This window comes from Salinibacterium amurskyense (genome assembly GCF_002797685.1).
Taxonomy (GTDB): Bacteria; Actinomycetota; Actinomycetes; order Actinomycetales; family Microbacteriaceae; genus Rhodoglobus; species Rhodoglobus amurskyensis.
Genome location: NZ_PGFH01000001.1, coordinates 308,346 through 328,629, shown reverse-complemented (window position 1 = coordinate 328,629; position 20,284 = coordinate 308,346). Strand labels below are relative to the sequence as shown.

The following is a 20,284-nucleotide window of genomic DNA, read 5'->3' as shown; positions in this document are numbered from 1 at the left end:
CAACAATGGGGCTGAATCGTTTTTATTGCCCCTTGACAGGGGTAGACGAGTCCGTCACTATTGAATCGATTCAGAGACTGGTTCCACCGTGTCACGATGTCGTGGCCGCTACACAGGCAAGGAAGCCGATGAAACTGGCAATGTCGCCAAGAGTCCTCCGTCCATCCCGAGCAGTCGCCGCCGCGTTGGCTTTCCTGCTCCTGATCACCTCCTTGGTGCTCAGCACCGCAACATTTGCTCAGGCCGCCGCCGCAACAACAGCCCCCACCGGCTTGCGCATCAACGGGCTCGAGAAGCCCGCCGATCTCGATGACCTCCAAGACCCTACATTCTCGTGGTACGTCAACACGATCGTTCAGTCTGCGTACCAAATTCGAGTGTCTAGCACCGCGGATGCCGCAGCGAACGGCAACGGTGACATCTGGGATTCCGGCAAGGTCTCTTCCAGCGACCAAACTGATGTCGTCTACGGCGGAGAACCTCTCGCCGCCGCCACTCGCTACTTCTGGAGTGTCACCACGTGGGATTCCGCCGATGCTGAATCGGCCCCGGCCACTCCGACCTGGTTCGGCACCGCCGTCGGCAGCGACTGGGACGCAGAACCTATCTGGGCTTCTTCCGAGTACCCTGGCGCCTCTGCTCCGTGGGTTGACTACACCCTCGACACCACGATCAGCACGACCGTTGCCCTCGGAATCTTCGTGCGCGGCGTCGATGGCTCCAACGCCTACATGTGGCAGTTCCGAGCCGACAAGAACCAGCTCGTTCCTCACACCCTGACCAACGGCAAGTACGTCGCGCTTCCCGCCGTGTCGCTTCCGAGCGGTTCCATCACGCCAGACGTTCCGGTCGATGTTCAGATCGTCGTGTCGGGTTCGACCATCACCACTTCGGTCGCCGGCGTGCAAGTTGACGAGCGAACCGATACTGCATTCGCTTCCGGCGGCGTCGGCTTCCGCACCGGCGGTTCCGAAGGCGGAACGGTCAGCGCCCTCACGGTCACTGCACCGGATGGCGAAGAACTGTTCACTTTTGACCCGGCTGGCTCTAGCCCACTCGCGTGTGGCTCTCTCGACAAAGGGGTTATCACGGTGGGCAAGTCCAGCGCCTGCCTCCTTTCCGTTCCCGGAGCGCGAACGATCACGACCAACTGGGCGTTCCTGCGCACCGAGGTTGAACTCAGCGACCAGGCCATCACCGGAGCAACGCTCTTCGCCACGGCTGGAGACTTCCGCACGCACAGCCAGTTCGCCTTCAAGGCGTACGTCAATGGCGAGTTTGTCGGCCTCGGCCCGACGAACCGCATCGGCTCGGAGAACCGCTACGACGGCTTCGATGTCACCGCGCTGCTCGATCAGGGCGCCCTGAACGCAATCGGCATCCAGGCCTATTCGGCAAATGCTTCTCTTCAGAAGTTCATCGGTGAGCTCGTTGTGACCTATGCGGATGGCTCGACTGAAACCTTCGGCAGCGACGAATCGTGGACCGCTCTTCCTGGTTCGCCAGTGCTTCCGGATGCCGGATCGATCAGCTCGTCGCGCTACACCGCCCCCAAGGAGAACCTCGACCTTCGCGAGTTTCCCACCGGGTACAGCACAGTCGGCTTCGACGACTCGGAGTGGTCGGGCGCAGTAGAGAAGCCCGCCTTCCCTGATCTGCAAGCGACGCCCATCGCCAAGGTCGAGCAGCAGCTTCACGACCCCATCTCTATCGTCGATAAGGGCGACGGAAACTACTTCGTTGACTTCGGTCGCACCTGGATCGGTGGCGTCAGTTACGACATTGCCGGTGGCACCGCGGGCGACACCGTCGAACTTCGCTTCGGTGAAATCACCTCGGCCGAGAACACGGTGAAGTACAAGCTCACCACGAACACTAACGAGTACCGGGATGTCGCAACACTCACCGACGGTGAGCAGACGATCGAAACGTGGGGCATGCGAGTGTTCCGCTACCTCGAGATTCTGGACGCTCCCGAGCCCGTGACCGCTGAGAACCTTCAGGCGCTGGCACTCGTCTATCCGTTCAACGAAGAGGCATCGACCTTCACGTCATCCGATGACAACCTCAACCAGGTCTATTCGCTGTCGAAGAATTCGATCGAAGCGCTCAATGCGAACTTCTACACCGATTCCTGGACTCGCGAGCGCATCAACTATGAAGCAGACGGCTACCTTCAGCTCAAGTCGTCGCTTTACCTCATGGAAGATCTCTCGCTCGGCCGCTACTCGATGGACTACTTCGCGAACAACCGCACGTGGCCTACCGAATGGCCGATGTACGTGGTGCTGGCGGTCCATGATGCCTGGCGCCAGACTGGCAATCTCGAACAGGTCGAGACCTCGTACGACTCGCTCGTCGACAAGATGCCGACAAAATGGATCGATTCCGAAACGGGCCTTGTATTCAAGTCCTCCGGGTCAGACGGCTGCGCTAGCCGCACCGATTGCGACATCGTCGACTGGCCCACTAGCCAGCGTGACAACTACGAGTTCCGCGAGTACAACACGGTGATTAATGCCTTGGCGTACCGCTCGCTCGTCGACATGGCCGCTATGGCAGATGCACTCGGTCTCAATGACGATGCGGCAACGTACACCGCTCAGGCCGAGCGTATGCGTGACGCCATGAACGAGTTGCTCTACAACGAAGACACCGGCAGCTACGACGACGGAATGGATGCCGACGGCGTCCTCACCGGTCACTACTCACTGCACGCGAGTGCTTTCGCTCTCTCGTTCGGAGTTCCGGAGAATGACGAGTCTGCGCAGGTTGCCGACTTTGTCGCCTCAAAGGGCATGGCGTGCAGCGTGTATTGCGCCGGCTTCTCGATCTCGGGCCTCTTCGATGGTGGAGCTGCGGATGCCGCAGTTGGCCTCCTCACCGATGAAGGTACGTCGAGCTGGATGAACATGATCAACCTCGGTGCTGGCGCAACGATGGAAGCGTGGGACCCCTCGCAGAAGAACAACCTCACCTACTCGCACCCCTGGGCTGCCTCACCGGCATTCCATGTGCCTGCAGGCCTCTTCGGCATCGAGCCGATCGAGGTGGGTTACGAAACCTTCCAAGTGAAGCCGCAGCCGGGTGGAGTTGACGAGGCGCGCATTACCGTTCCGACCGTCAAGGGTCAGATCGGTGCAGTCTTCAACCATGCAGAAGACGGCACAATTCGTCTCGTCGCGGAGATTCCCGGAAACACGACGGCCGATCTGGTCGTGCCGGCACCTGAGGGAACTACCGCGGTGTACCTCAACGGAACGCGCACCGCTGTTGATGTTGCTGGCGGGTACGCCACGCTCCCCAACGTGGGCGCGGGTTGCCAGGCTGTCACCGTCTCCACCGACCCGGATGTCGCTTCTGACGACTACCTCACCGCGCTCTGCGAGCCGACGATTGCCACCGACGAGACGGCTCCCGTTCTCGCCGGATTGCCATCCGGGATCATCTTTGCGGATGCCGCCCTTGAGCTGGGCGTCACGGCCAGCGACGCAGAGAGCGGCATCCAGTCGCTTGCCGTCACGTTCAACGGGGAAGCTGTAGCGGCAGATGCAACGATCTCTGCTGACGAACTTGCTGCGCTCGTGGGAACGGATGTCGTACTCACGGCAACAGCAACGAACGGAGATGGACTGGTCACCGAAGAATCGGTAGCCCTCACGGTGCTTCCCTTCGACGATGGGGCAACTCAACTGCCGTCGCGCGGAACACTCTCCAACACCAGCGGGTGGGCCTATGGCTTGCACGACGGCAACTACCGCGTAGAGATGAACATGTGGTGGGGCACCCAGGGCAGTGTTTTCCGTCTCTATGAGAATGGCGAGCTGGTGAAAACGATGCTGCCGGAATCGACTTCGGTCTACGCGCAAAAGACCAGTGTCGACTTCACCAATAAGCCGAATGGAACGTACGTGTACACGGGTGAGCTCGTGAACTCGCAGGGCGTGCGGTCAACCTCCACCACAACGGTGACGGTCACGTCTGCTGACCCCGGTCGTCCCACGGCGAGCCACAACAACTGGGCGAAGTCGTCGACGTTCACGGCGTTCGCGAATCTCTGGTGGGGCACGAATGCCACGGAGTACCGCTTCGAGCTCGATGGTGTTGTCGTGGCCGAGGGAGAACTCACGGCACAGACACCGCTCGCGCAATACGTGGCTGTGGAGCTTTCCAACGTCGACGCGGGAAAGCATGACCTCGTGGTCATCTTCGTGAATGCTCACGGGGAGACTGCGTCGAAACCGGTGAGCGTCACCGTCAAGTAGCGCTCATACGATAAACGATGAGGGGTCGGGCCTGTTGGCTCGACCCCTCACTTCGTTAACAGCTCGAGAGCCCGGCGCCCGTCTGCGACTCTGCCCTGCGAGTCACGCCCTTCTAGAGCGCAGCAACCAGCCCGGCAGCCTCGAGGTCACTCCACAGGCCCTCGGGCATCGTGGCCGCGTAGCGCTCAATGTTCGACCGCACCTGGTCGCCACCGCGAGCGCCGACCACCACCGAGACGACTGCCGGATGCCGCAGCACGTAAGCAATAGCCGCTTCGGGCAGTGTGACGCCGTGCGCTTCGCACGCGTCAGCCACGCGATTGGCGCGCTCCAGAATGGCGGGCGGAACCGGCTCATAGTCGAAGGTCGCGTCAGGGCTGGGGCGGTTGCGGCCCAAGAGTCCGGAATTGTAGACGCCGGCGACAACGATGCCGACGTTGCGTTCGAGCGCGAGGGGCAGCAGGTCACTGACCGCTTCGTCGTCGATGAGGGTGAAGCGGCCGGCACACATGAGGAGGTCAACGTCGGCGCGACGAATCAGTTCCGCGAGCGGCGCGGCATGGTTCATCCCGGCACCGACTGCTTTCACGACGCCCTGCTCACGCAGCTCGATGAGCGCGCTGATTCCCTCGGTCGAGGCTTGCTCGAAGTGGTCGTCGGGGTCGTGCATGTAGAGCACGTCGAAGTGGTCGAGGCCGGTGCGGGCGAGAGATTCTTCGACCGAGCGAAAGATGCCGTCGCGACTGAAATCCCATTGGCGCTTGGTGACGGCGGGCACGGCGAAGCCCTGGTCATCCATTCGGTCTTCTCCACCGGGGTTAGGCACGAGGAGCTTGCCGACCTTGCTCGAGATCACGTATTCGTCGCGCGGATGGGTACGCAACTGTGCGCCAAGGCGTCGCTCTGAGAGTCCCAGACCGTAGTGCGGCGCGGTGTCGAAGTAACGAACTCCGGCATCCCACGCGGCAGCAACGCCCTCTTCCACTTCAGCGTCGGTGGTTTCGCGGTACAGGTTGCCGAGCTGGGCGGCACCGAGGCCGATCTCTGTCAGTTCAAGTCCGCGCTGAGTTGATCTGGTCTTCACTGTTGCTCTCTCCAAGAAGTGTTAGCGCGCCGGTGGCGCAGTCGATTCGCGCACGATCAGCTGCGGTGCTGGGTCGGCGATAACGCGGTCTTCGGCGGTGCCGGAGTTGATGTTGTCCCACAGGCTCGCCATCGCGGCGCGGCCCAGTTCGTAGAGCGGCAGGCGCACGCAGGTGAGCGGCGGCCACGCAATTTCGGCCGTCCAGGTGTCGTGCATGGCCACGATCGACAGGTCTTCAGGAACGCGGATGCCCAACCGTCGTGCCTCAGAGAGCACACCGTGAGCGGCGTTGATGTTCGCCACGACCACCGCAGTGGGAGGCGTCGACAGCTCGGCCATCGCATCCAGAGCCTGAGCGCCCTGCTTGGGGTAGTAGCCAAAGTCAGTAACGAGTTCGGGTTCGACCGTCAGCTTCGCCGCAGTCATCGCCTCGAGGAATCCGGCGAGTCGACGCTGGCCCGATTCCGAAGTGGGCACACCGCCGGCATACCCGATGCGGGTGTGACCGAGTTCGATGAGGTGCTCAGTGGCGAGGCGCATCCCGGCCTCATCTTCTAGACGAACAGAGCCACCGCTGCCGGGGTTGATCGTGTTGATCGAGATCACGGGCAGGCCGCTGTCGGTCACGGTGCGCAGATCGTCACCGCTCAAGTGGTCACCGAACTGCACGAGAACACCGTCGACGCGCCCCTCACCCATGAGGCGCGGGATCGACTCTTCTCCCTCGGGCAGGCGTTCGGTGCTCGCGATCAGCACCATGTAGTCCTTCGTTCTGGCTTCTTCTTCGACGCCGCGCATCAGCTCGGCGAAGATGGCGTTCGTGACACCGGGCACCACAAGGCCAACGGCATGAGTGCGCGACGACTTGAGCGCCCGCGCGGTGAAGTTGGGGCGATAGTTGAGCTCTTTCGCAGCGTCGTGAATACGTTGCCGCGTTGCCACGCTCACGCGCACGCCGGGTTTTTCACTCAGCACACGCGAGACTGCCGACACCGAAACTCCGGCGCGGGTTGCAACATCACTCAAAGTAGCCATGGTTGCCAGTGTATTCGGGCAACTAGTCTTTGGTACGTCGATTGACCAGATAGAGATGCGTGAGCACCATCACGGTGTCACCATGTTGGTTGGTTACCGTCACCAGCTCGTGCAGGTAGCCCGCCTCATCCGGGCGCTTGGCATGCAACGACATCTCGTTGATCTCTGCCGTAACCCGAATAGTGTCCCCAATGAAGACGGGGCGGATGAAGCGGATGCGGTCATAGCCATAACTCATGGCCTGCGGGTTGATGTCGCCGGCCGTCATTCCCACCGCGACGGAGAGGATGAGGGTGCCGTGGGCGATGCGCTGACCGGCGGGCTGCGTTGCCATCCATTCGGCATCCATGTGGTGCGGAAAGAAGTCGCCGGTCTGGCCAGCGTGCAGCACGATGTCGGCTTCGGTGATGGTGCGGCCGACGGTTTCGCGGCGCTCCCCTACTTCGTGGTCGTCGTACCAGCGGTCTTTCGTGAGCATCAGCGCACCAGCCATTCTGCGACGCCCGCATCGAGGCGTTCGCGTAGTTCAGCGATTGTGATCTCGCCCAAGAGTGCCGAGGTCACGAGCGGGGAGACCGCATTTTGGAGTTCGATGTAGGTCGCGAAGCGAGGGCGCATGTAGGCGCCTTCGAGAGTCGCGCGCGTTCCGGTGAAGAAGTCGAGGCTGTCGGCGTTGGTGCGCGCACTCTCCCACGCGACGGCGTTGCCGGGCTGGCCACCACCGTCGTAGTACGAACCCTCTTGCACGGGGCCCGACGCGAGCCAGAAGGCGTGCGCGATCGCGGCATCCATCACCTGACTGCGGGACGACACTGCGATACCAGCACCACCGAGCAGTGAACCGGCAACGCCACGAGTCGAGCTCGGGATGTCGATGTACTGCACGCGGTTCGGCCGGTAGCCAGCACGCGAGTAGTTCGTGTACCCGAAGAGCAGTGGCGAGTACGCGAAGGTGTCGCTCTCGGCCAGCACATCGGCGACCTGAATCGGGTTGAAGCCAGCGTTGTCGGCCGGCACTAAGCGGGCCAGGCGCGTGAGCAGTTCCATCGCCCGAGTCAGCACGTCTTCGGAGAGAAAGACACCGGGCGTCGCCATCGGGTCTTCGCCGAGTCCGGCCGCGATCGTGATGAGGCTTGAGTACGAGTCGACGGGCTTGAACGGCCACAGCACGCGACCCTCTTCGGCGAGCGCCATCACCTCATCCCAGTTGCGGGGCGGCGACTCGAGAAGGTCGGGGCGATACGCGGCGACCTGCGCGGCAGCATCGAGCGCGAGGCCCCACTGCTGCCCGAGGTGCTGGTACGACTCGTGCGAACGACCGACCGACTGAGTGGCCAGCGTCTCGAGTTCGGCGTCGAACCCGCGACCGTTCAGCGGCGTAAAGAGTTTGTCTTCTGCCGCAATCGGAATGTGCGGATGATCGATCACGAGCAGATCGTATTGCTCGACCAGACTCTCCAGATCTTGGTCGGCAAAAGCCTGTAGCGAGCGGTACTCCCACTGCACCTCAACATCGGGAGCAACCGAGCGATACGCTTCGGCGGCCTTCACGACGCTGCCGTAGCCGCGCTCGTGTTCCCAGGTCATTCCCTTGATGATCATCGGGCTCATGCGGAGGCCTCCTGGGCTGCGGGGGCGCCTGCAGGTGCGGCACCGGGGGCGGTTGCGGCAGCGCGCGACGGGAACTCGGCCCGCACTCGAGCGTTGTCTTCTCCGAGAGTCGGGGCCGCTTTAGTGCTCGTGAGAATGTGGCCGTCAACGCGGATGGGACTGCGGGTCGTGAGCAGTTCGTTGCCTCCGCGGGTGACAGGCTGCGTCATCCGAATCGCTTCGAAGCCGCCCGAGGCAAGTAGTTCGTCGAGCGTGAGCACCGGAGCGCACCACACGTCGCCGGCATCGAGAATGTCGAGCCACTGTTGGGTAGTGCCGGTGGCAAAGCGCGCGGCGAGCAGGTCTTCGACGTACTCTTGGCGATCCCACGCGAGTTGCGGGTCGTGCATTTCGCTGAGCTCGGCGATGCTGAGCAGATCACCGATCTTGGGCAGCGCGTTCATAGCCATCGCGATGTAACCATCAGTGGTGGGATACGTGCCATAGGGCGCCGCCAGGAAGGCGTGGGCCGAGTGTTCGCCGTGACGTTGCACCGTGATGGTGTCGTCGTTGAGCTTGGTGCTCAGCAGTTCGAACTGCAGGTCGAGCATCGCTTCGAGCAGGCTGGTCTGCACGAGCCCACCCTTGCCGGTGCGGAACTTGCGCACGAGAAGCGCCGTCACTCCCTGGGCAATGTGGCAGCTCATCAGGTGGTCGGCAATTGAAAGCCCGACCGGCACGGGGCCGTCGGTCTTCGAACCATTGAGCCACGGGATGCCCGACATCGACTGAGCGAGCAGGTCTTGCCCGGGGCGATCCTTCCACGGGCCCTCTTCGCCATAGCCGGTCGCGCTGGCGTAGACGATGCCGGGGTTGATGGCGCGCACCGATTCGAAGTCGAGCCCGATGCGTTCCATCACGCCGGGGCGGAAGTTCTGGATGATCACGTCGGCACGCTCGACGAGTTCTTTCACGTAGGCGAGGTCGTCAGCGACCTTGAGGTCTGCCGTGATCGACTCTTTGTTGCGGTTCATCGCGTGGAAGGAGACGGTGTCGCCGTCGAACTCTCGACCGGCGAAAGCGAGGGTGCGGCCGATGTCTCCCGTGCCGGGGCGTTCGACCTTAATGACGCGGGCGCCGAGGTCTGCGAGACGCATCGCGGCGACCGGTCCGGCCAAGAATTGGCTGAAGTCGAGCACCAAGATGCCCTCGAGGGGGCGGTCCATTGGCGCAGACTCCGTTGGTGCGCCGTTATCGTCAGTCATTGCTGTTCAGCCTTCTGTTGATCCTCGTGAACAATCGTTTGATCATGCTAGTATGACGCAGAAATACACGCAAGGGAACCAGGCCGCGACATCCGGTGCCGAGCACCGTCGTTGCCCCTCATCCGCCCTTCGTGTCCACTAATCGCAAAGGAGCGCACCAGTGCTGAGCGTGAGTTACGTAGGCGAGCAACGCCTTGAGGTCAAAGAGTACGAACCGAAGCCTCCGGCCGCCGGTGAGGTTCAAATCGCCGTCGCCTACAACGGACTGTGCGGCACCGATATGCACATCCTGCACGGCAATATGGATGCCCGCGTGCAGCTGCCTTTGACCTTCGGTCACGAGATGAGCGGCACCATTTCCGCTCTCGGCAACGGCGTCGATGGTTGGAATGTGGGAGACCACGTCACCGTCATGCCGCTCTGGTGGGACAACACGTGCCCCGCCTGCCTCGCCGGCAACCAGCACATCTGCCAAAACCTCGACTTCATCGGCATCGACTCCCCCGGCGCCCTGCAGGGCAAGTGGAATGTTCCCGCCGAAACTCTCGTAGCGTTGCCGCCCGAGCTGCGCCTCGATCATGCCGCGCTCGTGGAGCCTGCTGCGGTTGCGGTGCATGATGTTCGCCGTTCGGGCTTGGTGCCCGGAGACAAGGCTGTGATTATCGGTGGTGGTCCGATTGGGGTGCTCATCGCATCCGTCGCCCGCGAATTTGGCGCTGAGGTAGCGGTCATCGAGATCGACGCCGGTCGTCGCGCTCAAATCGAAGCGCTTGGCTTCACGACCATCAGCCCGCTCGAGGTCGACCAGGTTGCCTGGGTCAACGAGTGGACCGCGGATGCCGGTGCCGACGTGGTCTTTGAAGTCTCGGGTGCTGCGGCTGCCGTGCTTGGCGCCACCGACCTCGCGAAGGTGCGTGGAACTCTCGTGGTGGTCGCTATTCACCCCACGCCTCGCGAGATCAACCTGCAGCGCGTCTTCTGGCGCGAGCTCACCATTATGGGAGCGCGCGTTTACCAGCGCACCGACTTCGAAAAGGCCATCGAGCTGATCGATAGCGGCGTCATCCCGGCCGAGCTGCTCATCACGCGCATTGTGCCGCTGTCGCAAACCAGCGAAGCTTTTGCTGACCTTGCCGCCGGCAAAGCGATGAAAATTCTCGTGGATGTCGCGGGCCAGAAGTGAGCGCGGACGAGAAGGGCAACCCGTTGACCGGCATGTTCGACCTCACCGGCACCACCGCGGTCGTCACCGGCGCACGTCGTGGAATCGGCTTCGCCATGGCCGAGGCACTCGCCGCTGCCGGCGCGAACATCATCGGCGTGAGCGCCTCTATCGAGGCCTCGGGCAGCGACATCGAGAAGGCGGTCACCTCGTATGGCCGCACCTTCGAGGGCATCGCGTGTGACTTTGCCGACCCGGATGCCGTAGCCGCGCTGGGCGAGACACTCTCGACCCGCACCGTGGACATCCTCGTCAACAACGCCGGAACCATCGAGCGCGCCCCCGCCGCCGAGCACCCCACTGAGCTGTGGGATCGCGTGCTTCAGGTGAACCTGTCGAGCCAGTTCACGCTCACGCAGGCCATCGCTCGCTCGATGATTGAGCGCGGCCGCGGCAAGATCATCTTCACGGCATCACTGCTCAGCTTCCAGGGCGGCATCAACGTTCCCGGCTACACGGCAGCGAAGTCGGGCATCGCCGGGCTCACCAAGGCACTCTCCAACGAATGGGCCAGCAAGGGCATCACCGTGAACGCGATCGCCCCCGGCTACATCGCCACCGACAACACCCAGGCACTTCAAGACGACCCCGACCGCTCGAAGGCAATCCTCGACCGTATCCCCGCCGGTCGCTGGGGCGTCGGCAGCGACCTCGCGGGTGCCACCGTGTTCCTCGCCTCGCGCTCCTCCGACTACGTCTCGGGCGCCATCCTCAACGTGGATGGCGGCTGGCTCGGCCGCTAGAGCTCCCGCGCACGCTGTTGGCATCCACCCTCGTCGGTGGGTGCCAACAGTTCTTTCTGGGCATGACCAATCTTTCGGCAGCATCAGAGTCAGCAACTAATGGCGCTGCTTTGTGGAACCATTTAGAGAACCCTTTCGAGATTTCAATCCAGATTCGCTCTACGGGATTGCCGGAGCGCTTTAAGGCAGGGCGTACCGATCTCGCGATATCGGCTAGAAGTGATCCCGTTTGTGGAATGGCCAACGGCATACGAGATGCCGAAGCGGCCTCACCACCAAGTTTTTTTAGAGCGTCTCGCAACCGACCTCGAGCACTCAGATTCAAGCGTCAGGTCCCGCTGCATAGTTACAAGACTTGCCGTGTGCTGCAGCGTCGCAAAACTACCCCTACCGACTAATCCCCGCGTAACGAGGCAACTCCTATCCCTAGGCGGGCGCGTCGGCTGAAGTGGAGCGGGTGTTCACAGCGACATGGCGAACGTCCTCATCATGCCTTCGCGCGCTAGCGTGAGGGCAATGGCTGAGTTCGTCTTATTCTGCGCACCTGCTACCTGTTACGCCCTGGTTCAGTCGAGGGGGTCGGAGCGATCCGTCCGGTCGGCGCTGATGCGCATAGGGGTGTCATGGGGATCGCGGCGCGCCTACGGGTGGGCGCTTGCCGTGTCGTTTCCTCTGCTGTTGACCGGTTTGCTCGCCATCGTGCTCGTTCCAGCTGAGTTTCTCGAAATTGCGAGACGCTGTCCGGCACGAGTCAGTGGCAAATGCCCATGCGAAAGAGTCGGCTAACCGGCCGGCCGAAGCATCCGCCTATCTCAAGGAAGAGACGGCTCTGAGTAAGCGCCTTGCCGACGCCGAGCAGTCCGAGCGCAAGGGGGAACACAGTAAGTGGGAGGCCGCGGAGAAGATGCGTCTACAGCAAGCAGCGGCTATCGAAAAGGAGCTCGAACATCGGGCCCTGAACGATGCACGAGCCACAGCCGGACTCCACGTACGCCTAACAGCCCAGATCAACGACCACGAGCGTGAGTTGTCTCTGCTCCGTCAGCCGCGCGAGGAAAAACTACGGCTCTTGATGCTGGCCTCATCCGGGGCCGGCGACCTGCGGGTCGGCCGTGAGCAAAAGCGAATTTTCGATGCCGTCCGCTTCGCTTCGGGCCGGGAATCCATCGTATTGGATCTTCGACCGGCCGTAACCGGAGAGGACCTTCTGAACGGGCTCGCGCAAGGCCGCCCGCACATTGTTCATTTTTCGAGCCACGGCACCGAGGCATTCGTCGTATTCGAGCAAGATACCGAATCACAAAACCATGGTGCCGTTGTCACAGCAGATGCGTTTACTTCAGCTTTGAGGGGCGTACATGAACCGCCCCTTCTGGTTGTTCTGCACGCGTGCTTGTCAACACCGCAAGCGGAACGTCCTGCAGAGAAAATCACGTCGTTCGCGATTGGCCGCTCAGACTCGATTGCGGATGAGGATGCCACTGCATAAGCCGCCCGCTTCAATGCGTCGCTAGCCGACGGTCAATGTAATCAGTCCGGACACGACTTAGCCAAAGCGGTATTGTCTTTGCGAGGAACATCGGATTTTGACTCACCGCAGCTCTATTCAGCTGACAGACTCGATCCAACCGTAACGATCCTGGTCCATTCACCGGCTGCGGGAAGTCCCGGTCACCGCGACGGCGCAGCAGAATGTACCCGTCTCGTAATTATGCTGTGCCAAATCGGGTGAATTTGCCACTCATGAGATAGAACACAACGATGCTGATGCGGCGATAACCCTCGCAGCTCTTCTTGGGCAACAAGACGCACAAATAATGGCACCTGGGCGAGGTTTCACTCGTCGTCATGCGCATGTAGAGCCTAGATGCAATAGACCTTGCGGGTCGGCGAAGAACCTGGGATTGTCGAGGCCTGCGGAGGTCGCAGTTTTAGGTGAGACTTCCCCGGGTGAAGGAGACCACCTTCGAAGCGAGCGCTTGTTGCAAAAGTTCCGGAACCGCACCGTCTTCGTCGTTGACGAAAAGTCGAACCGTGTGTTCGGCGCGACTGATGGCGAGGTAAAGAAGCGAGAGAAAGCGCGTGCGATCGTTGATCGTTGCCGTGGACTGTAAGTCTGGTATGCCCGCAACGAGAACAGTCTCGAACTGAAGTCCGGCCAAATATTCGGCGGGACCAACAACTAAGCCTTTCTTCCTGTATCCCAATCCCTCGACGTCGGAGCGCCCGGAGATTGTAGACACGTGAAACTTACCGGAAGTGCCGATTTGAGCAGCTAAGCGGCTAAATCGACCCCACTGACGTGGATCCACAACAGCGAGGGCCATCCGCCCTCCAGCGTAAAGTTCTTGAACTGCTGAGTTGATGTCGAGAAGTTCGCCCTCTTGCGACGCGGCAAGTACGAGTTTAGGAATAGGCCCGTCGCTCTGAGCCGATTTAACCGCAGAAAAATTAATATCCCACGGTTGTCCGAGATCGAGCGTGGGAAAAAGATGATGAACATGCTTGATGAGATCAAGAATCTGTGGAGTAAAACGATGAACTGTCGTCAGTTCAAAGTTATCAATTTCGCCGAGCTCATCGTCGTGAATTGCAGGCCCAGAGTGCGTGTCATCTGAGGCGAGCCCAATGAATGCCTCCGACGGCGATTGCCGCGGGTCTACAGCCATGAACACGCTGGGATACTTTGTGACATCTCTAGACAGGTAATGAAGCACCTGGCGCTCAAGCGGACTAAACAAGTGGAACTCGTCCACAAAGATTAGGTCATACCCCTGGAACTTGCGTGCGCGATTCCAGGCGTGCGTCTCGAGATGGTTCAAAAGGTCCGCGAGAACTTGATCCGACGTCAGCAGGGAACGGGCGTCGAGGCTAGCCATGTATCGCGAATAGAGCTGGAACACGACTCGCAGATCTTGACGTGTTTTCATGGGCATCATCCAGCTAGCTCTCGACAGCTGCGCATATTTGCTTTCCGCACCCGCGCCCGGGAAAATTGCCGCTGCTCCGATTACCGAGCCAAACTCGATCAGCAGATCCCACGCCAGAGCAAGCCGTTCATCAGGGCCGTGCGCATCGAATCGAGCAGCAAATTCGGACGATACACCAGCGCGGAACGTGACCCAGTCACCTTCGACAAATTCACTTAGCAGATCCGAGATCTCAAGAAGCTGCGCCTGTTTTCCGCTGAGGCTGTCAGTTCCGATGAGGCTGAAGCCTGTGTCGTCGCGAACATACTGGGGCGAGATCGACTGGGCAATTTCGAGGAGTGGGAACACATCGATCTCAGGGACCAGCCCCATGCCCATCGCCGTCAGGGAATCCGCAACCTCCGTCGCCAAAGACCAACTGTGGGTCACTATCAGGACGCGGATCTCTTCGCCTGCTTCGCGCGCTGCAATCACCCCTCGCAGTGCTTTCAAGGTGAGAGCAAGCGTCTTACCAGAGCCAGCAGGCCCCCGTAGACGAATCGACTTTTCAGTCGGGGCTTCTACAAAGAGTCGCTGGTCATTGCTGATCTCACGTAGCCATTGGTCATAGGTCCACCCCTTAGTCGACCCGGATGCAAGTCGCGGGAGGGACATTTCCACGTCCGCCTTGGGCTCGTCACGACCAGCCTGAAAATACGACATGGCAGCTGCAAACCCACTGGACCATGCTGCGTCGAAGTCGATAGCCGGTAGTGAGCGTGCGCGATCGAATTCTTGCAGCGCTTCTTTCTCGCTCGATGTCGTTAAGGCCCAGAAGATCACGTCATGCCGTACTCCTCCATTGACTTCAGCAACCCATCGACTTGCTTTGGAATCGCCGCCAGGTACCGCGAAGAATGAAATAAGGGTGTTGTGCTTGTACTGATGCCAGCCGCGCGGCAGCGACAGAATTCCCGCAGCTCTTGCTCTTTCCGCGAAGGAGGCCACGCGCCCCAATACCTCGCGGCGGAGACTCGAAAGCTGGTCTGGGACGAAGGACTCCTGCACATGCTGAGCGCGGAGCAGGATTACGCGTTGCTGATCAATGGTGTCTTCCGCCGACAGCAACACGTCAACATCAGATCCGCTATGAAGGAAAAGCACGGGAGAGGAACTGATCGCCTCAGGCGATAAGCCACTAGCGAGTTCGCTTATTGCCTTGACAGTCGTGATTAGCGGCTTCACTTGTATCTCTCTCCCAGCAGTTCAGAATGAATTTCGCGCATTTCTTCATAGTCGTTCGGCAACCCAATTGCCATGAACACTGACGCGAATTGCTGCGAGACAGCATGAATAAAGCGATCATTCAGCCGCGCGAGTCGCCGATAGCTCGTGGGACTGTGCGTTGGGGCCAGAGCAATGTCTTGCTGCCTGACTTGTTCGAGGTGGCGTAGGTAAACGAAGTATCCATCCTGTACGGCAGGAGCGATGGCAGAGAGGAAGAGTGCATCTCCCGGGGGATTCGCATAGTGCGATCTCAATGCGCTAACCACATCCCTTTTCGCGTTCCCGAGACTCTTGCCGTTCGGCACGTCTACGGACGCAGAAACGAGACGCTGAACGGCATGATCAAGGTTGCCTGTAGGGAGGCTGACCTTCCTGATGGCATCGATGAGTTTCTCGGCGCTTTGCGATGCGGCCATTTCTAGGTGCAATGCACTAACGATGTCGGCTGGCGCCTGCTCGAGAGGCCACTCTCGAAGACGTTCGGCAGATATATGTGGGCCGTCTGCTTTCGAGAGAATCATCTGGAGCGCCTCGACGCACTTCTTTATGACTTTTTCACAAAGACGGGGAATTTGGAATTCAAGGATGTACTCGTCCTGGGTGAGCAAGGGCACGCAAGTTACTCGACCTTGATTTTTATCGTTAGCAAAATCACAATCGGCCGTAAGAATAAGTAGATGGCGTTGCCATTTCGTCGCGTTTTCGTCGACAGCTTCAATAACGTCGCCTTGGCGTAGAGGGTCCGTGACCGTAACTTCTTTGTATTCAACGAAAAGGGGAGCCCCCAAGACCGGCTGCATTACTCGAGTATGGCTTAACTGCTGATTAGCTCAGGTCGCCACGCCACATCACCCCCCCGTCCAACGCATGACTGATCTCGCGAGCGACCGGGCAGGGGCGGCTCTTCTGTGCCGCGAATGTCACAGCCCATGGGCGGCCTCAGGCAGTGGGGGCAACAGGGGCTCTCTCGGTCGTCGAGAGCAGCTCGCTGAGCAGACCAGCCGGCGTTCTTCGTTCGAGTTTTCTGGGAGGTCCCTCGTTGAGTTCGGTGGCGACATCGAGGAGGTGCCTAGCGCTGCGGATGCTCAGATCGGTGCCGTTCGGGAAGTACTGACGCAAGGCCCGTTCACGTTGTCGTCCACCCCCGGTTGCCAAGGGGAGCGTAGATCACGGAAGAAGTGCTACATCGCCACCGACAACACCAAGGCGTTGCAAGACGACCCCGACCGCTCGAAGTCGATCCTCGACCGCATCCCGGCCGGTCGTTGGGGAGTCGGCAGCGACCTCGCGGGTGCCACCGTGTTCCTCGCGTCACGCTCCTCCGACTACGTCTCGGGCGCCATCCTCAACGTGGATAGCGGCTGGCTCGAGCGCTAGTCCTTGGCGATAACCGCTTCGGGCCGCAGGTCGAGGCGGTGCAGCAGCTGCGCGTTTGCTGCAACGACAACGGTCGAGGCCGACATGAGCAGCGCACCGACGGAGATCGGCAGCACGAACCCGATGGGGGCAAGGATTCCCGCAGCGAGGGGCACCGAGATCAGGTTGTAGCCGGCAGCCCACCACAGGTTTTGGCGCATTTTGGCGTAGCTGCGGCGCGAGAGTTCGAACACGGCAAGGACCGAGCGCGGGTCGTCGCTGGCGAGCACAACACCGGCCGAGGCGATGGCCACGTCTGTTCCGGCGCCGATCGCAATTCCGACATCCGCCTGGGCGAGCGCTGGCGCATCGTTCACGCCGTCACCGACCATCGCGACGGTGCCGCCCGCCTTCTGCAGTTCGGCAACCTTGCTGGCTTTGTCTTCCGGATGCACGCCCGAGAACACCCGGTCGATGCCGAGTTCAGCGGCTACCGACTGTGCCACGGCATCCGCATCTCCCGTGATCATCACCACCGTGACGCCCTGCGCGTGCAGCGCATCGATCGCCTGGCGCGAGTCTTCGCGCACTTCATCCGCGAGCCCGATTGCACCGATCACGTGACCGTCGGCCAGCACGTGCAAAATGATCGCGCCGGCATCCGCCCACTCGGCCGTTACATCGATGGGCTGCTGGTCGTGCTGGCGCAACATGCTCGGCCCGCCCACGCTGATCGTCGCACCATCAACAGAAGCTTCGACGCCAACACCGCTCGACGAACTGAAGTTGGAGGCGCCTACTCGTTCGAGTTCGCGATCCTTCGCGGCGGTCACAATCGCCTTGGCCAGCGGATGCTCACTGTCGTTCTCCGCTGCCGCTGCGAGTCGAAGAACGTCATCTTCACTCGCATCCCCAACCGCCGCAACGTGCGTGACGGCGGGCTCGCCCTTCGTGAGCGTTCCCGTCTTGTCGAAGAGAACGGTGTCGACCTTGCGCATCGTTTCGAGAGCGAGGCGGTCTTTCACGAGCACTCCGGCACGAGCCGCGCGCTCCGTCGAAATCGAGACGACAAGCGGGATTGCGAGACCGAGAGCGTGCGGGCACGCAATGACGAGCACCGTGATGGTGCGCACGATCGCGTCATCCGGGCTGCCCGCGAGGGTCCACACGGTGGCAGTGATCGCTGCGGCGCCGAGCGCGAACCAGAACAGCCAGCCCGCCGCGGTGTCGGCGATGCGTTGCGCGGGTGACGACGAGTTCTGCGCCGTTTCGACGAGCTTGGTGATTCCCGCGAGCGTGGTGTCATCGCCAATCGCTGTGACCTTCACCCGGATCGAGTTGTCAGTTGCAACGGTTCCCGCCACAACGCGGTCGCCCACGCCCCGCTCAACCGGCTGCGACTCTCCCGTGATCATCGACTCATCCACCTCGGCTGAACCGTCAATCACTTCGCCGTCGGCGGGTACGCGTCCGCCGGGGCGCACGATGACGACATCGCCAACAACGAGATCAGACGGCGGCACGGTAACGAAGTCATCGCCCTCAACCTTCTCCGCTTCATCCGGAAGTAAAGCGGCAAGAGAGTCGAGCGCGCTGGAGGTCTGAGCCAGCGACCGCATTTCGACCCAGTGGCCGAGCAGCATCACGACGATGAGCAGCGCAAGCTCCCACCAGAAGTCGAGCTCGTTCGCAATGAGGCCGAGAGTGGATGCCCACGATGCAACGAAGGCGACCGTGATCGCCAGTGAGATCAACAGCATCATTCCCGGTTTGCGGGCTTTCAGCTCAGAGAAGCCTCCCGTGAGGAACGGCTTGCCACCCCAGAAGTACATGACGGTGCCGAGAACCGGCGAGATCCAGTGAAGGAACGCGACATCGGGCAGCGAGTACCCCAGGATCTGCGCGAACATCATGCTGAAACCGGCGACTGGAATTGCCATGACGAGCATGATCCAGAACAGGCGGCGGAACTGCGCGACATGATCGCCATGGCCCGAGTGGCCAGAGCTTTGCTTGTGGGAGGCGTGCGTGTCGTGCTCGGTCATTCCATCCATGAGCGCCACGCTATACCCCTAGAGGGTATGGCTCAACCCAAAGAACTCAACTCCCAGCTACCGTAGAGCCGTGACCACCTTCAGTGAAGAAATCGTGTCCGCAGTTCTCGCCCACATGAATAGCGACCACAATGATGACAATCTGCTCATCGTTCGTGCGTTCGCGGAATCAGCCGCCATCTCCGCGGCCATGGTGTCACTCGATGGCGTCGAGGGCACCTGGCAGTATTCGGATGTCGACGGCATCGAACACCACGTGACCGTGCCCTGGAGCACGGAGATCACCGAGCGCGCGGAGATCCGCCATGAGATCGTGAAGCTTTACGATGCTGCGTGTGAAAAGTTGGGCGTCGAAGCTCGACCGCACAGCTAGGGTCGCTGCGGCATCCACCACTGCGGTGAACTGAGCAACTTTCACCCTCCCCTGCCCTAGCCAAACGCTAGGAAAGAGGAGTACGAATAAGAAGCAGCATTGCGCACTCACCTAGTGTGCGCACAAGGGGGAAGTAACTATGACTCGATCACCCAACCGCATGCTCGGGGCCATTGTCGGCGGATTCTTTGTACTCATCGGCCTGCTCGGCTTCACCGTCACCGGGGGTGTTGGCTTCTTCGCGACCGAGGGCGGAATGCTTGCCGACGTGTTCCAAGTGAACGTTTTCCACAACGTTATCCACATCTTAATTGGTGCGGCGCTGGTGCTCGCAGCACTCGCAAACCGTGCCGCAGCGCGCGCCGTTAACTCCGGACTTGGCTTTGCCCTGCTCGTGCTCGGGTTCGCCGGACTGCTGCTTATCGGCTCAGAATTCAACGTGCTAGCGCTCAATGCCGCCGACAACGTTCTGCACTTTGCGGCTGCCGTCGTACTACTGCTCGTCGGCATCGGCGCCGACAGCCGCGCCACTGGCGTGAGCGTCTAGCCCTCGCCAAATGGGCGGTACGTCCTCACGCCGCCACGACTCACTAATACGCACTCCAAACCACTGGGGCGAGGGGTACGAATAAGAGTCAACCGCGCGAGCACTGGGTTTGCGCAGAGGAGGCACTTTAATGACTAAATCACCTAACCGCCTGCTGGGAACAGTTTTCGGCGCGGTCTACATTCTCGTCGGACTGCTCGGCTTCACCGTCACGAACGGCGTTGGTTTCTTCGCCACCGAGGGCGGACTGCTGCTGGGCCTGTTCGAAGTGAACATCTTCCACAACGTGGCCCACCTCATCATTGGAGCCGCCCTGCTGCTAGCCGGCCTCTCCAACGTGAAGGCCGCCCGCACCGTGAACTCCGTAATCGGTTTCGCTTACCTGGCGCTCGGCTTCCTCGGTCTCTTCCTCGTAGGGTCAGCGCTGAACATTTTGGCCCTGAACGCTGCTGACAACGTGCTGCACTTTGCCAGCGCCGCCGTCTTGCTTGCTGTTGGCCTCGGCGCCGATAAGCGTGCAGCTGGCGTTACCGCCTAACGCGCACCACAAGTCC

The 20,284-nt window shown here is 61.0% G+C and carries 16 protein-coding genes; 8 read left to right on the top strand and 8 right to left on the bottom strand.

The genetic code is table 11. The annotated features are described in order from the left end of the window. Positions 1-140 precede the first annotated feature (140 nt). Complete coding sequence (locus CLV85_RS01575; protein WP_158592985.1) at positions 141-4,265, top strand: family 78 glycoside hydrolase catalytic domain; 4,125 nt, start codon at positions 141-143, stop codon at positions 4,263-4,265. Positions 4,266-4,377: 112 nt separating this feature from the next. Here CLV85_RS01575 and CLV85_RS01570 read toward each other — a convergent pair whose 3' ends face one another. From CLV85_RS01570 to CLV85_RS01550, 5 genes are read right to left on the bottom strand one after another with little or no spacing between them, the layout of a single operon-like run. Beyond that, positions 4,378-5,349: an aldo/keto reductase gene (locus CLV85_RS01570; protein ID WP_100387856.1), complete on the bottom strand. Its 972-nt coding sequence runs from the start codon at positions 5,347-5,349 to the stop codon at positions 4,378-4,380. A gap of 21 nt (positions 5,350-5,370) precedes the next feature. Further along, positions 5,371-6,384 carry a LacI family DNA-binding transcriptional regulator gene (locus tag CLV85_RS01565; RefSeq protein ID WP_100387855.1) on the bottom strand — a complete coding sequence of 338 codons (1,014 nt, stop codon included), beginning with the start codon at positions 6,382-6,384 and terminating at the stop codon, positions 5,371-5,373. A gap of 22 nt (positions 6,385-6,406) precedes the next feature. Further along, positions 6,407-6,877 (bottom strand): MaoC family dehydratase, encoded by a 471-nt coding sequence (locus CLV85_RS01560; RefSeq protein WP_100387854.1) that lies wholly within the window; start codon positions 6,875-6,877, stop codon positions 6,407-6,409. Continuing rightward, the gene (locus CLV85_RS01555; RefSeq protein ID WP_100387853.1) at positions 6,862-7,995 is read right to left on the bottom strand and encodes an extracellular solute-binding protein; all 1,134 of its coding nucleotides are present in this window, start codon (positions 7,993-7,995) and stop codon (positions 6,862-6,864) included. The genes CLV85_RS01560 and CLV85_RS01555 overlap by 16 nt, the downstream gene beginning before the upstream one ends. Further along, positions 7,992-9,239 carry a CaiB/BaiF CoA transferase family protein gene (locus tag CLV85_RS01550; RefSeq protein ID WP_100387852.1) on the bottom strand — a complete coding sequence of 416 codons (1,248 nt, stop codon included), beginning with the start codon at positions 9,237-9,239 and terminating at the stop codon, positions 7,992-7,994. Before CLV85_RS01550 ends, CLV85_RS01555 begins: the two co-directional genes overlap by 4 nt. A 160-nt stretch (positions 9,240-9,399) precedes the next feature. On the opposite strand from CLV85_RS01550, the gene CLV85_RS01545 reads away from it, so the two are divergent. The 3 genes from CLV85_RS01545 to CLV85_RS01535 all read left to right on the top strand — a co-directional run bounded on the left by CLV85_RS01545 (position 9,400) and on the right by CLV85_RS01535 (position 12,693). Next, positions 9,400-10,422 (top strand): zinc-dependent alcohol dehydrogenase, encoded by a 1,023-nt coding sequence (locus tag CLV85_RS01545; protein ID WP_100387851.1) that lies wholly within the window; start codon positions 9,400-9,402, stop codon positions 10,420-10,422. 32 nt (positions 10,423-10,454) lie between these two features. Beyond that, entirely contained in the window at positions 10,455-11,204 is a 750-nt protein-coding gene (locus CLV85_RS01540) for an SDR family oxidoreductase (protein ID WP_100389223.1), read from the top strand. A gap of 754 nt (positions 11,205-11,958) precedes the next feature. Beyond that, on the top strand, positions 11,959-12,693 hold the full coding sequence (locus CLV85_RS01535; RefSeq protein WP_100387850.1) for a CHAT domain-containing protein: 735 nt from the start codon (positions 11,959-11,961) through the stop codon (positions 12,691-12,693). Positions 12,694-13,135: 442 nt separating this feature from the next. Here the strand turns inward: CLV85_RS01535 and CLV85_RS01530 are convergent, their stop codons facing one another. Together CLV85_RS01530 and CLV85_RS01525 are read right to left on the bottom strand one after the other, a co-directional pair. Further along, positions 13,136-15,358: a DEAD/DEAH box helicase gene (locus CLV85_RS01530; RefSeq protein ID WP_100387849.1), complete on the bottom strand. Its 2,223-nt coding sequence runs from the start codon at positions 15,356-15,358 to the stop codon at positions 13,136-13,138. Beyond that, on the bottom strand, positions 15,355-16,200 hold the full coding sequence (locus tag CLV85_RS01525) for a hypothetical protein (RefSeq protein ID WP_100387848.1): 846 nt from the start codon (positions 16,198-16,200) through the stop codon (positions 15,355-15,357). Before CLV85_RS01525 ends, CLV85_RS01530 begins: the two co-directional genes overlap by 4 nt. Before the next feature lie 265 nt (positions 16,201-16,465). On the opposite strand from CLV85_RS01525, the gene CLV85_RS13640 reads away from it, so the two are divergent. Further along, positions 16,466-16,777, top strand: a complete 312-nt coding sequence (locus CLV85_RS13640) for an SDR family oxidoreductase (protein WP_373296757.1) — start codon at positions 16,466-16,468, stop codon at positions 16,775-16,777. On the opposite strand, the gene CLV85_RS01515 is transcribed toward CLV85_RS13640, so the two are convergent. Next, positions 16,774-18,810 (bottom strand): heavy metal translocating P-type ATPase, encoded by a 2,037-nt coding sequence (locus CLV85_RS01515; RefSeq protein ID WP_100387847.1) that lies wholly within the window; start codon positions 18,808-18,810, stop codon positions 16,774-16,776. The genes CLV85_RS13640 and CLV85_RS01515 overlap by 4 nt on opposite strands. 70 nt (positions 18,811-18,880) lie before the next feature. On the opposite strand from CLV85_RS01515, the gene CLV85_RS01510 reads away from it, so the two are divergent. From CLV85_RS01510 to CLV85_RS01500, 3 genes are all read left to right on the top strand, one after another. Further along, positions 18,881-19,183, top strand: a complete 303-nt coding sequence (locus CLV85_RS01510) for a DUF2470 domain-containing protein (protein ID WP_100387846.1) — start codon at positions 18,881-18,883, stop codon at positions 19,181-19,183. Positions 19,184-19,322: 139 nt separating this feature from the next. Next, positions 19,323-19,730, top strand: a complete 408-nt coding sequence (locus CLV85_RS01505) for a DUF4383 domain-containing protein (protein ID WP_100387845.1) — start codon at positions 19,323-19,325, stop codon at positions 19,728-19,730. 130 nt (positions 19,731-19,860) lie between these two features. Continuing rightward, positions 19,861-20,268, top strand: a complete 408-nt coding sequence (locus CLV85_RS01500; RefSeq protein WP_100387844.1) for a DUF4383 domain-containing protein — start codon at positions 19,861-19,863, stop codon at positions 20,266-20,268. Positions 20,269-20,284 lie beyond the last annotated feature (16 nt).